Annotated in this window: 18 protein-coding genes and 1 tRNA gene; 7 read left to right on the top strand and 12 right to left on the bottom strand. The window is 61.9% G+C overall.

Annotated elements, in window-relative coordinates; all coding sequences use genetic code 11:
* The first annotated feature begins 86 nt into the window (after positions 1-86).
* Positions 87-1,115, top strand: a complete 1,029-nt coding sequence (locus ACNJX8_RS22100) for an AraC family transcriptional regulator (RefSeq protein ID WP_439356752.1) — start codon at positions 87-89, stop codon at positions 1,113-1,115.
* Between the two features lie 87 nt (positions 1,116-1,202).
* On the opposite strand, the gene ACNJX8_RS22105 is transcribed toward ACNJX8_RS22100, so the two are convergent.
* The 3 genes from ACNJX8_RS22105 to ACNJX8_RS22115 all read right to left on the bottom strand — a co-directional run bounded on the left by ACNJX8_RS22105 (position 1,203) and on the right by ACNJX8_RS22115 (position 2,712).
* Positions 1,203-1,502 (bottom strand): DUF3551 domain-containing protein, encoded by a 300-nt coding sequence (locus ACNJX8_RS22105; RefSeq protein WP_439356753.1) that lies wholly within the window; start codon positions 1,500-1,502, stop codon positions 1,203-1,205.
* A gap of 207 nt (positions 1,503-1,709) precedes the next feature.
* Positions 1,710-2,201 (bottom strand): Lrp/AsnC family transcriptional regulator, encoded by a 492-nt coding sequence (locus tag ACNJX8_RS22110; RefSeq protein ID WP_128944372.1) that lies wholly within the window; start codon positions 2,199-2,201, stop codon positions 1,710-1,712.
* Between the two features lie 205 nt (positions 2,202-2,406).
* Positions 2,407-2,712 carry an ETC complex I subunit gene (locus ACNJX8_RS22115; protein WP_128933979.1) on the bottom strand — a complete coding sequence of 102 codons (306 nt, stop codon included), beginning with the start codon at positions 2,710-2,712 and terminating at the stop codon, positions 2,407-2,409.
* 256 nt (positions 2,713-2,968) lie between these two features.
* On the opposite strand from ACNJX8_RS22115, the gene ACNJX8_RS22120 reads away from it, so the two are divergent.
* Positions 2,969-4,138 (top strand): OpgC domain-containing protein, encoded by a 1,170-nt coding sequence (locus ACNJX8_RS22120; protein ID WP_091894900.1) that lies wholly within the window; start codon positions 2,969-2,971, stop codon positions 4,136-4,138.
* Between the two features lie 24 nt (positions 4,139-4,162).
* On the opposite strand, the gene ACNJX8_RS22125 is transcribed toward ACNJX8_RS22120, so the two are convergent.
* Complete coding sequence (locus ACNJX8_RS22125) at positions 4,163-4,357, bottom strand: hypothetical protein (protein WP_091894901.1); 195 nt, start codon at positions 4,355-4,357, stop codon at positions 4,163-4,165.
* Positions 4,358-5,219: 862 nt separating this feature from the next.
* Here ACNJX8_RS22125 and ACNJX8_RS22130 point away from each other — a divergent pair.
* Positions 5,220-5,441, top strand: coding sequence for an RNA-binding protein (locus ACNJX8_RS22130; RefSeq protein WP_439356754.1), 222 nt, complete (start codon positions 5,220-5,222; stop codon positions 5,439-5,441).
* 347 nt (positions 5,442-5,788) lie between these two features.
* Here ACNJX8_RS22130 and ACNJX8_RS22135 read toward each other — a convergent pair whose 3' ends face one another.
* Positions 5,789-6,496 carry a hypothetical protein gene (locus ACNJX8_RS22135; protein WP_249761401.1) on the bottom strand — a complete coding sequence of 236 codons (708 nt, stop codon included), beginning with the start codon at positions 6,494-6,496 and terminating at the stop codon, positions 5,789-5,791.
* 1,013 nt (positions 6,497-7,509) lie between these two features.
* Here ACNJX8_RS22135 and ACNJX8_RS22140 point away from each other — a divergent pair.
* A complete protein-coding gene (locus tag ACNJX8_RS22140) occupies positions 7,510-7,722 on the top strand; it encodes a hypothetical protein (protein ID WP_249761400.1) in 213 nt (70 codons plus the stop codon).
* Between the two features lie 266 nt (positions 7,723-7,988).
* A complete protein-coding gene (locus ACNJX8_RS22145) occupies positions 7,989-8,306 on the top strand; it encodes a hypothetical protein (RefSeq protein WP_439356755.1) in 318 nt (105 codons plus the stop codon).
* Between the two features lie 250 nt (positions 8,307-8,556).
* Here ACNJX8_RS22145 and ACNJX8_RS22150 read toward each other — a convergent pair whose 3' ends face one another.
* The 5 genes from ACNJX8_RS22150 to ACNJX8_RS22170 all read right to left on the bottom strand — a co-directional run bounded on the left by ACNJX8_RS22150 (position 8,557) and on the right by ACNJX8_RS22170 (position 11,608).
* Complete coding sequence (locus ACNJX8_RS22150) at positions 8,557-8,913, bottom strand: hypothetical protein (protein ID WP_439356756.1); 357 nt, start codon at positions 8,911-8,913, stop codon at positions 8,557-8,559.
* Between the two features lie 251 nt (positions 8,914-9,164).
* Positions 9,165-9,241, bottom strand: a tRNA-Pro gene (locus ACNJX8_RS22155).
* A gap of 74 nt (positions 9,242-9,315) precedes the next feature.
* Positions 9,316-9,801 carry a DUF192 domain-containing protein gene (locus ACNJX8_RS22160; protein ID WP_128934024.1) on the bottom strand — a complete coding sequence of 162 codons (486 nt, stop codon included), beginning with the start codon at positions 9,799-9,801 and terminating at the stop codon, positions 9,316-9,318.
* A 217-nt stretch (positions 9,802-10,018) separates the two neighbouring features.
* The gene (locus ACNJX8_RS22165; RefSeq protein ID WP_164935008.1) at positions 10,019-10,648 is read right to left on the bottom strand and encodes a cold-shock protein; all 630 of its coding nucleotides are present in this window, start codon (positions 10,646-10,648) and stop codon (positions 10,019-10,021) included.
* Between the two features lie 198 nt (positions 10,649-10,846).
* Positions 10,847-11,608 (bottom strand): SIR2 family NAD-dependent protein deacylase, encoded by a 762-nt coding sequence (locus tag ACNJX8_RS22170; RefSeq protein WP_439356757.1) that lies wholly within the window; start codon positions 11,606-11,608, stop codon positions 10,847-10,849.
* A 262-nt stretch (positions 11,609-11,870) separates the two neighbouring features.
* On the opposite strand from ACNJX8_RS22170, the gene ACNJX8_RS22175 reads away from it, so the two are divergent.
* A complete protein-coding gene (locus tag ACNJX8_RS22175) occupies positions 11,871-12,035 on the top strand; it encodes a hypothetical protein (protein ID WP_164935006.1) in 165 nt (54 codons plus the stop codon).
* A gap of 87 nt (positions 12,036-12,122) precedes the next feature.
* Here the strand turns inward: ACNJX8_RS22175 and ACNJX8_RS22180 are convergent, their stop codons facing one another.
* Positions 12,123-12,410, bottom strand: coding sequence for a hypothetical protein (locus ACNJX8_RS22180; RefSeq protein ID WP_128934027.1), 288 nt, complete (start codon positions 12,408-12,410; stop codon positions 12,123-12,125).
* 198 nt (positions 12,411-12,608) lie between these two features.
* Here ACNJX8_RS22180 and ACNJX8_RS22185 point away from each other — a divergent pair, with 198 nt between their 5' ends.
* Positions 12,609-12,917 carry a hypothetical protein gene (locus ACNJX8_RS22185; protein WP_439356758.1) on the top strand — a complete coding sequence of 103 codons (309 nt, stop codon included), beginning with the start codon at positions 12,609-12,611 and terminating at the stop codon, positions 12,915-12,917.
* On the opposite strand, the gene ACNJX8_RS22190 is transcribed toward ACNJX8_RS22185, so the two are convergent.
* Positions 12,914-13,111: a hypothetical protein gene (locus ACNJX8_RS22190; protein WP_249761396.1), complete on the bottom strand. Its 198-nt coding sequence runs from the start codon at positions 13,109-13,111 to the stop codon at positions 12,914-12,916. The two genes, ACNJX8_RS22185 and ACNJX8_RS22190, sit on opposite strands and share 4 nt — an antisense overlap.
* Between the last annotated feature and the right edge of the window lie 389 nt (positions 13,112-13,500).

The raw sequence follows: 13,500 nt of genomic DNA on the forward strand, positions 1-13,500 counted from the left end.
CGAACCTAGCGCGGCCCCGGCGCTCTTGCGGTCGAAAAGGTTGCATTTTCCGCCAAACTTGGCGAGGATTTTCCGAGGGAATTCCGATGCCTTTTCAAGCCGCCACCGCGATCCCGCGCCGTGCCATGACCCCTGCCGCCTTCGTCCGCGGTGTGGTCGCCGCTTATGAACGATACGGCCGCGATCCGGCGGAGGCGCTGAGCCGGGGTCAGGTAGTGCCGGACCTTGTCAATTCTCCGGATGGGCGGATCACGGCCGCCCAGTTCGAGGCCCTGGCGGGCCATGCCATGCGCGAGCTCGACGACGAGGCGCTCGGCTGGTTCTCGCGCCGGCTGCCATGGGGCACCTATGGCATGCTGTGCCGCGCCTCGATCACGGCGCCGACGCTGGAGGTGGCGCTCAAGCGCTGGTGCCGGCATCACCGCCTGCTCACCGAGGATGTCGTGCTCGATCTGGCAGTTGGCGAGGAGACTGCGGTCGTCTCCATCCGGGAGCTGCGCGATCTCGGCGGCTTACGCGAATTCTGCCTCGTCACCCTGCTCCGCTACGTCCTCGGCTTCTCCTGCTGGGCGGTCGATTCCGCGATCGCCTTGCGCGCGGCGGAATTTCCTTACCCCCAGCCCAGCCACGTCTCGGTCTACCCGACCATCTTCTGCCGCAATATCCGCTTCGACGCCGACCGCACCGCGATCATCTTCGACAAGCATTATCTTTCGCTGCCGCTCACGCGCAGCGCCGCCGACCTCGATAACATGCTCAAAGGCGCTTTGCGGCTGACGGTGCTGCCCTATCGGCGCGACCGGCTTCTTGTCGAGCGCGTGCGCCGGGTGCTCCGCAACGCGCGCGGACGCAGTCTCGGCGCCGAGGATGTCGCGCGCGAGCTGGCGCTGTCCACCCGCACCATGCATCGGCGCCTGCGCGAAGAGGCCACCTCGCTGCGCGAACTCAAGGAAGAGGCAAAGTTCGAGCTCGCCAAGCAGGAGCTGATGCGCGGCCGCACGCCGATCAAGCGGATCGCGGAAATTGCCGGATTCCGCAACGAGAAGAGTTTTTCGCGTGCCTTCCGTACCTGGACCGGCGCCTCCCCGCGCGAGTTTCGCGGGCGGTATCGCTGAGGGACTGTCGCCTCACTGTCACAAAATGACGGCCCCCGAGATGACCCCCGGAGGCCGTGTTTTTCGAAACCGGTTCGAATTCAGCCGTTAGTTCGAGTTGGTCTGCGCGCCCGGGCGAAGCTTGGCACGCGACCGCGTCTGCTTGGGCTGGTAGGCCAGCGCGTCATTCGAGGTCTTCGCACCACCGCTCTGCGAGCAGGTGCCGCCGATGCCGCCGGCAGCGGCCCGGCAGGCTTCCATGGTCGGATAACCGCAACCGTGAGCGGCCTGGGCACCGTTGGTAATGCAGAAATCGTCTGCACGCGCGGCGGGTGCGGTCATCATGAGAAACGCGGATGCAAACAGCGTCGCAGCGGATGCGACAAACGTCTTCGAGGTCGAGGTCATGGTGTCTTTTCCTGGCTCAGGGTCCCACAAAAGAGTCCTCGGCACGCGATGCAGGCCGAGGTTCACACCTTGGATCTAGGCGGCGGTCCCGAGCCGACAATCACGGCTCAGCGCATCGCAGGACTTCCGAAATCACATGTCACAGTTAGGTGATTTACTCAGCATCATAGTGCTGGCGTCGGGCGTGTGGCGGCGCCTGGAACGCAGCTAGCCCGCCGATACCGCGGCGACCTCCTGCAACGGCAGAGGCACGTCCTTCGCGACGCCCAGCACCGGAAAGCTGCGGACGTTCTTCACATTCGGCATCGCAGCGAAATGCAGGAGCTGCTGGCGCATGCTCTCGACGCTTGGCGCCACGCATTTGAGGAGATAGTCGGTGTCGCCCGAAATCCGCCAACACTGCTGGATGCGCGGGATCGCGGCAATCGAGCTCTCGAACGCCTCCAGCACGGGCTGGGCCTGGCTGCCGAGCTGGATCGAGACGAACGATACCACCTCATAGCCGAGCCGCCGCTCGTCGATGACGGCGCGCACCGCCCGGATCACGCCGCGGCTGAACAGCGATTTCAGCCGCCGCAGGCAGTTGGGTGCGGACACCCCGACCCGCAGCGCCAGCTCATTGTTGCGAACCCGCCCGTCCTGCTGCAGTTCGGACAATATCTTCAGATCGACGCCGTCGAGCTGGTCACGCCCCGCCATACCCACCTCGCCCATGAGCTTGTCATGTGCGGCAGCGAAGCATGCGGCGGAATAGCTGCCAAGGGCCGGAGCCGGCGTGGTAGCTGATCCGCGGCGTGGGATGGTCGGATGCGAGGTTTATAATGTGTGGGCGGAATATCTTCCCGCCGTCATGGCCAGGCCTTGTCCCGGCCATGACGGAAGTCTTTGGCGCCGGGTTGGGCCCTCAATGCGTCCAGGGCTCGCCGCGGCGGAACGAGAAATTGTCGGCATAGGCGGCCGGCCGGCGTACCGCCTCCTGCGGCTCGATCACCTGGTAAGCGATGCCCTTGCGCTCGCAATAGGCGACCGCCTCTTCCTTGCTGTGGAAGCGCAGCGTGATCTGCTGCTTCATGTCGCCGGACGAGGTCCAGCCCATCAGCGGCTCGACCGAACGCGGCTGCTCCGGCTCGTAATCGAGCTGCCATTCCTTCGTCTTGGACCGGCCGGATTGCATCGCGTTCTTGGCGGGCTTGAAAATGCGTGCGGTCATGGGTGGTCCGGGCCTCTTCGTCTTTTCGTTCGAACTGGATGCGTCACGGTGGCAGTTGGTGGAAATCTCAGGGATAGTATAGAGACACCGTTCGGGAAGTGTTCGGTGATTCCGGCTCCCCGGGTGCCCTACCTACGGGTATAGTCATTATGCTGCACCGTGACAATTGCGTACCCGCCTTCCGCGCCGGGACCCCGCCCGGCGGCACTGGCTCCCCGACATCAGCGTATTTGTTCCTTCCGAAAGCTCCCGTCGCATGGCCTTCCTGAACATCAGCGCAACGCTTCCCGAAAAGGGGCGCGACCTCCGGCTCGACCTGTTTCGCGGTGTCGCGAACTGGGCGATCTTCCTCGACCACATCCCCGACAACGTCGTGAACTGGGTCACGACGCGCAATTACGGCTTTTCCGACGCCGCCGACCTGTTCGTCTTCATCTCCGGCTACACCGCCTCGTTCGTCTATGCGCGGATGATGCTGGAGCGCGGCTTCGTCGTCGGCGCCACACGGCTGACCAAGCGGGTCTGGCAGCTCTATGTCGCCCACATCATCCTGTTCGTGATCTACATCGCCTCGATCAGCTATCTCGCGCTGCGCTTCGGCGATTCCGAGATGATCAACGAGTTCAACGTCGCTGGCCTCGTCGACAACGCCACCGAGACGCTGCGCCAGGGTCTGTTCCTGCGCTTCAAGCCGCTCAATCTCGACGTGCTGCCGCTCTACATCGTGCTGATGGGACTGTTCCCGCCAGTGCTTTGGTTCATGCTGCGCAAGCCCGACGTGACGATGGCGCTGTCCATCGTGCTGTGGCTGGCCGCGCGCCATTTCGGCTGGAATCTGACGGCCTATCCGGCCGGCCAGTGGTATTTCAACCCGTATTGCTGGCAGGTGCTGTTCGTGTTCGGGGCCTGGTGCGCCATGGGCGGCGCGCGGCGCTCGATGACGCTGATCAACGCGCCGATCACGCTCTATCTCTGCCTCGCCTATCTCGCCTTCGCGCTGATCATGACCATGGCCGGCCGCTTCCCGACCTTGGGCGGCATGCTCCCGCAATGGCTGTTCTCGGCCTTCAACCCGAACGACAAGACCAACCTCGCGCCCTACCGCTTCATCCACTTCGTCGTGATCGTGATCCTGGTGATCCGCTTCGTGCCGAAGGAATGGCCGGGCCTGGAGTGGAAGGTGTTCGATCCGCTGATCGTCTGCGGTCAGCAGTCGCTCGCGGTGTTCTGCGTCGGCGTGTTCCTATCCTTCGTCGGCCATTTCGAGCTGTCGATGAGCTCAGGCTCGCTGTTCGCGCAGCTCTTCGTCAGCATCGCCGGCGTCGCGATCATGACGACGGTAGCCTATTACATCTCGTGGTCGAAGAAGCAGGACAAGCCGTTGAAGCCGCCGCCGTCAAAGCCGGCTGCGGCGAAGGCCGCCTGATGGTGACGCGGCGCCGATGCCGCGTCAGGCCGCCTCTTCGCCGTCGAACTCGGTGAACTTCTTGTAGATCCAGTCGCGGCCGTCGTGGCGGCGCCAGACCTTGCCGTAGACGAGCTGTCCGTTGATCGAGCGGCGCGGCACGATCACGGTCCAGAGATGCCAAATCTCGGTCCAACTCGACTGCGGACCGGCGGTTTTGGAGTTGCGATCGGAAGACATGGCAGAACTCACTGGCGCAGAGCTCGGCTGCTACGCGCGCTGCCACGAACAGTGATCTTGTGTGAGCACGGATTTCAGGCAGCCCATCGCGAGCCGTGCTCGATCTGATAACAGCGACTAAGGCGCCCGCAACAACCGGTCGCCCTTAACCTAACCGATCAACCTTACTTCTCTTGCGCAAACGGCGAGATTGGTTGAAAGCCGGCGTCGACTTTCTAGAGTGCGTGCGCGATTTGAGAGCGCGCGGTTTTGAGGACGCGCGGTGTTTTTAAGCCGACACATATTTTCAAAAGAATTGACTGGCCAGGACGACCACAATGAATTTGCAATGTGCATGTCTGCGCTTGGCGCTGCGATCGACAACGTCTGTCCCGATCGCAAAGACACCGTCCCAGCAGCCGCCGAAGGCCGCCAACGACAACGAGACAGTCTGGCCGCTCGTGCCGTTTCCAGCCGGCTGGCACGCCTCGAGCTGACGGGCCAGATCTGAAAAAGTGACGCCTGAAAAGCGCAACGCCGCGCAAGCGGAGTATCATCGCTTGGCGGCGTCCGTTTAGGCATTGGGCGCTGAAATCCCCAACACGCATATGTCTGTGGCGCCGCGTAGAAGGTTCGATGAGCGTCCGGCAATTCTGCGCTGCTCTGAGGGCTGCAATGGCTTGAAAGATCGCGCCGAAGTCGCGCTGAAAGGAGAATGTGCGAAGGCTTCCGCCGCGCCTTTCGGCCCAGACGACGGCAACCAATCACTACGCCACGCGTTGCAGCTTTTTCCCGCCTGTCCGGGGCATCCGAGAGTGTCCGCGATCAGCGTGCGCCCGCCTGCACGGACGGCGTCTCACGTCCATGTGAACTGGAGCGGCCGGTGAATTTCCACGAACGAGCAGAGATCAATGAACGGCAGAAGGCAAGGCCAGCGGAGGCCGTGAGCCAGGTCGATACGCCTGAGGAACGCGTCGAGACGCCGGAGGCCGGAAGCTCGCTGCTCGCACTCGGCGGACTCGGCCTCGCGGCAATCGCGATGCTGGGCTGGATTTGCGCCCTCGCCTGGTTCGCCTGGCGCCTCGTCGATTGGCTGCTGTCTTGAGGCGGCCCCCGAATCCCGAGGCAAGAGGCATCGGCCTGGGCATTCTTGGGGTACATGTCGGAACTGGTCGGGGCAGCTGGATTCGAACCAACGACCTGCAGTACCAAAGCAGGCAGTTCCGGTGGACAAGGCGGCCATTACGGGACAATGGACGAGCACCCCCTCCGGGCGCTCGGGGAGCGCCTTTCCATTCTACGCCGTCAGTTTGGCGGGCAGCGCCTACGATCCGGCAACCGTCGAGATCATCTGCGTCGGCACGCAGTGATGTGGACCGGTGCTCGCTCCGTCCCCGATTCCATCCTGAATCGCTACCAAGAGCAACCGCCCCGCGAGCAAGGGGAGTTTCGTTAGCGTTTCTTCGGAGCCACCACGACTCGAAGCGTCCCAGGAGCGGGGCTATTTGGTCCGCCCGCGCTCGTTGCTATTCCGCCGAGCGATTTCTGAAGAGCATTCGACAGCACGGTGAACGCAGTTTTCACCCAAGGTCGCCCAACCATCGCGTTAAAGCTCGCAGTGATTTCTCCTTCTCCCAGGGAACTGGTAACCACGGTCACTCCCGAAGGTTGTCCGCCAACAGACATCGCGGTTATGGCGTCAGGGTCCATGGAGGGCGGGATTGGTCGCCTCGATGTGATTTCCCATCCCGCTTCCTGCATCGCGAAGGCAATCTCCTGCGCAAACTCGAAGCTTTCCGGATCATCGCGCAGGTACATGACTTCAGTCGGTGCTTTGGGCTGTGTACTGAGATCGCTGATAAACTCTTCACGGTTCAAGCGCCGCGGAGCGATCTGTTTACGCAATTGCTCCAGCTTCAGCTCTGCCTCTTTTTGGCGCGCTCGCGCTTCCTCGATCTGCGCTTGCGCCTTTGCCGCCTCCGCTTCGGCGGTTTGTCCTTTGGCATCGGCTGCCGAGATCTTTGTCGCGGCCTCGGATTTGTAGGCTTCCAGTTGTCTCGTAGCTTCTTCGGCTTCGAGATGTTGCAGTCGCACTACAGCCGTGGTTGCTATCCCAACCGCGACGGCGGCCAGTGCGGCAAATCCCAGTGATATGAGCATGGCCGTCTCCCAGCCATGTAAGTCGAGCCCCCACATCCGCCTTGCTTTCCTGGAGAAGATAGCACTTTCGGTCATATATCCGCCCGCGACTCGCGACGGAGCATGACACGCGGCGGCGTATACAAGCAGAGGGATTCCCGCTTATCCTACCTATTCACGGGTATGACCGAGGCCGGGCGCAAGGATAAGGCTAGAAGGTGGGCTAGATTATTTTTTCAGAATAAGTCCCATTGCGCGCGCCATTCGCCTCACGGAGCCGGTGTGCCGACCGAGCGCCGCCGCTATCTCCGATACGACGCGACGACGCGCCAGCCACGCAAGCCGCTTCCGCTCAGCCTCAGTCCATCCCTTTGGCTTCGACGATCTCATCTCGCAATGATCGAATGAGCTCGATGCGAGCGATATTGGGAAATTTACGGGGGGCGGCGAGAGACTAAAACGCGCCGAGCGCCCCCTGGACGCGGATGGAAGAAAATCAGCGGGGCGAGCGCAAGGGCAACGCGGGGCAACGAGCGGTGGATTGATTGGTCCTTTGATCTGCCGCGACTCAGGAGCCGCTTCGCCGGCTTTGGGGCTGCAGCCGGCTTCTGCATGGCTACCCACTATGCGTCATTTGAAATCACGGCGCCGGCGGCGGGCCGCTGCTCGATGCCTTGCGGAAATGAGCGCCCTAATGGCATAGCCAGCGATGACGCCGATGATGAATGCGGCGGCCACTATGAAAGGTACAGAGAACCGCTCCATACCAGCCGAATGCGGTACCAGGCTGCAGCGTTCCTACCTGGGGCACCAGAAGGGCCGGACCGTAAAGGCTTGGTGCAACACTCGTGCGGCCTCGCCGAGCCGGACCTTCTCTCTTAGATCCTCCAGTTCCTGAAGCATTTTGATTTGCTCGTCGTGATGTTGGCGCAACCTGATGCGGGTATGGCCATCGATGGGATGCACCGCGTCACGCAGATCATCTCGGACCACGCGCACGCGCTTCCGGGACGCCTACGGAATGGGGGCAAGCCATGAAGCGCCGGCGCCGATCGCACAGGAAGCGCAACCGGCAGCGGCTGGCTGCGCACGACCGCGAGGCGATGAACGGAAGGCCCGCCGCGCTGGCGGGCCTTCCTTATCTCCAGGACCAGCCGGACTGCATGTATCGGCGTTTGCGGGCTTCGCGCAGAGCCCAAACACGTGATTTCGCAATCGGCGCGATCGTCATGTTGCTTGATTTCTGACTTCCCGTGCACCCTATAGGAGGCCCAATCATTCAGATGAGGAGGTCAAATGAGGATTAATCGGGCGGGCCAACAGGCGCTCGACGCCATTATCGAGAAGTGGAAAGCCGAGCAGCAGCTACGCGACGCAGAGGTTCGGCTCAGGAAGGCTCTCAGCCAGCCGAAGTCCCCTCCACTGAAGAGGCGCATTTAGGCTCAGAAGAAGGGCGCGGGGCTTCGGTCCCGCGTTTTCTTTCGTGATAGGCTCCGTTCAAGGAGTCGCACTCATGGTCAAGCACGAGCCGGAGATCAGGCGGGCAAAGGCCAAGCTCTACGTGGAGGCGTGCAACAGGGCTGTACATGATGCGCCTTGGACCGCGGGTAGAACCAACACGATCGACAAAGGGGGGATCTATCGGGCACTGGAGCTCGCCGAACAGGCATATGAAGCCCATGACCTCCCGTACGAGGGCGGACTCTCAAAGATGTCGAAATACCCTCCCGGACGCTTCAAGTGGGTTTGCGACGATACCGCGAGCGCCGATGAGTGCGTGAAGGTGCTCGACACCAAAACAGGCCGCTCAGTGGTCTGGCCCTACTTTTAGGCCCCTCACCCTCGCCGGCCGGCGGCGGCCACAACTCCCACGAAAACGACCGCAAGGACGATCCATCCCACCGTCGACACCGCATCCATGATCTGCCCCCTCTGACCCGAGGGCACCATGAGAACCGGCGGACGCGATGTTCCTGAGTCAAATTGACTCACTTAGAAGATGTGAAGGTGGGCAAGGTATTGCCAAACGTCTGCGGCCAGCTTGTCGATAACCGCCCCGCCCGCCTTTTCTCCGATCCACTTCAAGGTTGGAGCAAGTGTCTCGCGCACGCAGCGACGCGCACTCGCGCCGCCTCCAGCAACCGACGGCCGGCAGATAACTCGGCGACGATCTGCTCCCTCTCCTCTGGCTCGCCCGGAAAATCGTTCGTCTCTTTGACGGCGGCGACGAGCTCATCGAGCTTTTCAAGCGCCTGTTGCTGCTCAGGCGAGTTGTGGCTCAGCGAGACAACACGATCTGACGCGGGGATCGTTCGGTTCGCGCGAACCAGCACAGCTTCCAGGCCATTGAGAAGCAGCTTCTTGGCACGGTCAAAACGATCGTCAAGGTATCCAACCAGGACCATCTTAGAGCCTTCTACGATCATCGAGCTGATCACAGAGGGCTCCATCTGTGGGTGACCGCGTTCACGCGGTCCAGCCAGACAAGCCACGCGATGGAAAGTATGTCGGCGCCACCATGGCGAGGGCTCTTTTCCGCGAAGTTGTCCCAGGTGAACTTCCGTCCCTCGGCAATCAGGTCCGAGATCTCCGCGATATCAACCGGCGTTCCAGTCTTCCCATAATCTTCCCAATCGGAAAATCTGGGAAGACAAAGCTGCAAAATATTACGCTAAGTGATTGATTTTATTGGTCGGGGCAGCTGGATTCGAACCAACGACCTGCAGTACCCAAAACTGCCGCGCTACCAGGCTGCGCTATACCCCGAATGTCCGGCGAGCCCCGTCGATACACGCTTCCCGGCGCGCCAGCAAGGCGCCAATGACGCCGTTCCCGGGCGCCTATTTGCTGCCGAACAGCGGATGGGCGACCCGGTCGCCAGGACGGATGCCGTATTTCTGCGCTGTTCCCGCCACCACCTCCAGCACCGCCCGGGCCGGCCCCTGGGACGAGATGATCTTGGTCGACATCGGCTCGGTGTTTTCGGCGATGCGCAGGATGCGGCCGTCGGCGCGGATGAAGATCATGTCGAGCGAGACGTAGGTGTTCTTCATCCACATCGACACTTCCTGCTCGGGATTGAAGTCGAACAGCATGCCTTTGCCGTCGGCCAGTTCCTTGCGGTACATCAGGCCGGTCTGCTTCTCCTGCTCGGTCGTCGCCATCTCGACCGAGAACACCTGCACGCCGTTTCTGGTGACGATCTCGAGCGGCTGGAAGCTCGCGGCGCGGACAGATCCGATTGCGACCGCCATGCCGGCAACGACGAGGATGGCGGCAAGACAGCCCTTCGCAACGGACCAGACGGCCTTTCGATCAGAATTCATGGGGACTCTCGGGGCGTGGGACTGGAACAGTCCTTACGCAACAGTCGCCGGAAAAGCCAGAGGCGCGCTGGCTGGCCGGCACGCCTCTGCTCACGATTGCGGGAATTGATGCCTTTAGAGCGTTTTCGAGCGAAGTGGATACCGGTTCGCGTGAAGAAAACGCGTCAAAACAAGAATCTAGAGCTTCGGTTCTGAATCAATCAGAACCGATAAGGCTCTAGTGCGACTGCAAGCCCGGCGACCCGGTCTCGGGATGGATCTCGGCCGCCATCATGCCCTTGGAGCCGGGCCCGAATCGGACCAGCACATATTGGCCGGGGCGCAGCTCAGTCATGCCGAAGCGGCGCAGTGTCTCCATGTGCACGAAGATGTCGGGCGTGCCCTCGCCGCAGGTCAGGAAGCCGAAGCCGCGCAGCCGGTTGAACCATTTGACCTGGGCCCGCTCCAGGCCGCTGGTCGGGGTGACCGTGACGTGGGTGCGCGGCGGCAGCATCTGCGCCGGATGGATCGCGGTGGATTCGTCCATCGAGACCACGCGGAATGCCTGATAGCCCTTGGCGCGCTGGACGCACTCAACGACGATGCGGGCGCCCTCGTAAGCAGTCTGGAAGCCGTCGCGCCTGAGTACGGTGACGTGCAGCAGCACGTCGGGCCAGCCATTGTCGGGCACGATGAAGCCGTAGCCCTTTGAGGCGTCGAACCATTTGATGACGCCGTGAACCTCGACGAGGTTGGCGCTGCCTTCACCCAGTCCGGTGAAGGGGCTGAGCGCGCTGTCGCGACCGCTGCCGTGCTCGCCCACGGGAACTCCGACCTTCTTGGACTCAAATCCGTCCGACGACCCCATAACCCCGGACCCCACACTGCCATGCAACCCGCCATTTTGGCGGCGCTCGAATCACGCGTCTTAAGAGAATGTTCTCAATTCGACGCGACGCGAATCTTTCGACTCAAAAGATAACACTCCCGGTTGCGAGGCATAGACAAAAAAGAGATTCGCCGGAACCTATGAACAGCTTGCACAGCCGCGAATCAAATTGATGCCTCAATTGCCGGCAAAGGGCCCGAGCGCTTCGCCGATGTCGTGATGGATCACGAGGTCGGCGATGTCGTCCTGCTCGGTCGGCTCGCGATTGATGATCACAAGTCGTGCGCCGGCGTTCTTCGCCATCATCGGAAAGCCCGCTGCCGGCCACACCACCAGCGAGGAACCGATGGCGATGAAGAGGTCGCAGGTCTGCGACAGCGCAGCTGCGCGCTGCATTTCATCCTCGGGCATCATCTGGCCGAACGAAATCGTGGCGGTCTTCACCGGCTCGTCGCACATGGTGCAATTGGGCGCGGCGCCCTCCGCATCGAACCGGCGCTTCACCCAGTCGAGTTGATAGGCCTGCCCGCATCCGATGCATCGCGCATAAGTAGTATTTCCGTGAAGTTCAATCACGTGCTCGGCAGCCAGCCCCGAGGCCTGGTGCAGATTGTCGATGTTCTGGGTGATGACGGCGGGAACCTTGCCGGCGCGGTAGAGCGAGGCCAGTGCGCGATGGCCGCGTCCCGGCTTTGCCGCCGCGAACACCTCCTCCATCGCAAAGCGCCGGCGCCAGGATTCGTCGCGCGCCTTCTGGCTCGCCACGAACTCTTCGAACGGGATCGGACGGTTGCGCGTCCAGATTCCGCCCGGCGAGCGGAAGTCAGGGATGCCGCATTCGGTCGAGATGCCGGCACCGGTGAACGGCACGATTCGCTTGGCTTCGGCGATCATGTCGCCGAGCCGTTCAACGCCGCTGCCAAGGTCCAATGCTATCACGCGTTGCTCCCGATGTGTTTTGCGCTCTCTGCATGGCACAAGCGCCAAGATTATTGACGCTCTTATCCACCGTGGCGAAAAGAGCGAAGAGAAACAGACTCGGCAATTCCTGCCGCCCATCGCATATCACAATCCTGCAATGCCTCCTCCCCATTGACGCCCCATTCGGGAGCCCCAATGGATGTATCGAATCCGACTCGCAGCGCGATGCGGCGGCAGTGCTCGAGGTCAGTGGAAACAGGTGCGAACAGAGGGGATGGATATGACCGAAGATGAAGAACGCAAAGCGCGCGAACGCGAGGAGATCGCCACCCGTGTTGCCGCCTTCCGCGCCACCCAGGAGAAGTTCAAGCGCGAGCGCGAGGAATATTTCGTGTCGACGCTCGAGAATGCCCGCAAGGTCGAACGTCCCTCGCTCTGGCCGTAGGGCGTGACGTCACGTGCACACGAACGAAAAAAGCCCGGAGCCTCGCTCCGGGCTTTTCGCTTTAAAACTCGCTAGCTTTAAAACTCGCTACCAGTGCCGCCAGTAGTGGTGCCGGTAGTACGGTCCGCCGCCATAATAGGCGTAGGGACCCGGTCCGTAATAGTAGCCCGGGTCGTCATAATAGCCGTAGCCCGGCCCGTAATAGCCATAGGGATGCGATGCTGCGACCGCGCCCGCCGTGATTGCGCCGGCGGCAAGGCCGAATGCGAGGCCCGGTCCGATGCCGCGGCCGCGCGCCTCGGCTGGCGCAGGCGCCGCGACCGCGGTTACGCCGACGGCTGCGACGGTGGCCAGAACTGCCAGTGTCTTCTTCATGATTTTCCTCCTTCGCGCGTCTCGCGGAATAACCGCGAGGGCCTGCGATGGTTGCGCGCAGTGCGGAACCGAAAACGGTCAAAAAACAATGAACCCGCGGGAACGAACGCTCGCGGCGCGGATTGACATCGTAAGTGCGGAAGCCTCCGCCATCCGGGTTGAGGCGACAGCACGAAGACCTCGTCAGCATCCTCCGCGGTGCTGGCGGGGTTTTTTAGTTTCGCAGGAGAGATGCAGCAGACCATAGCGGCTGCCAGCGTTGCGGCCTTCGGCCGGCAGTTCGATCCTTCCTCGCGGCACCGAAAGACGTTTCTCTTTGTGAGCGCGGAACAAGATTTTCGCGCACACGTTGAAGTCGTCTTCAGGCAGAAGAGGCCCGACATGCCCGCGTGGCTCGAAGTCCTGCTCAACCTGTGCGGCTATGCCGGTTTCGTGGCGCTCGCGACGCGCGGCGGCACGTTCCGGGATACGTCCGCGAACGACCGGATCTGGGGCGAGAAGCGCTAGTTCGCGTGCAGCGCCTGCCCTGCCGTGCGCACCAACCGATCGGCCTTGACCGCGACACGGGTGTCCTCGGCCTGCGGCCGCAGCGAAAAGCTGATCCCCACGAAAGCGAGACAGAAGAGCGTGCCGACGATGGCGACGCGCCGGTAGGTGTGGCGATCGCCTTGATGAAAGGACGGCTCTGAAAATGGCGTCATGACAAAATGGCTTCTTCGCAAAATCGCTTCTTGATTGTCGTTGCCACACACCTATCCCAAGTAGCGGCAAGCGCAACGCGATTGGGCTTTTAACCTAACCGAATAGGGTTATCGGCTTTCGGACAAGGTTTCGTTAGACGTTGCGCCAAGATCTCGGTGCGCCGCGCGACCGCCTTTGTTCCAGCTTCGACTCCCTTTCGTTCGCAAAGAACAAATCGGAGTCGGAAAAATCAGAGAGACGCGAATCCTAACGATCGATGAAAGCGGGCGCCGCCACCGGCACAGGACTCTTCGGCGGCAAAATTTTCGACGGCAAGAATTTAGAGGCGACTGTGAACATGATGACGATCTCGCGGCACGACTCGCACCGAAAGCTGTTGGGTGAGTTT

It is taken from the genome of Bradyrhizobium sp. SPXBL-04 (genome assembly GCF_051853035.1).
In the GTDB taxonomy this organism is placed as follows: Bacteria; Pseudomonadota; Alphaproteobacteria; order Rhizobiales; family Xanthobacteraceae; genus Bradyrhizobium; species Bradyrhizobium zhanjiangense.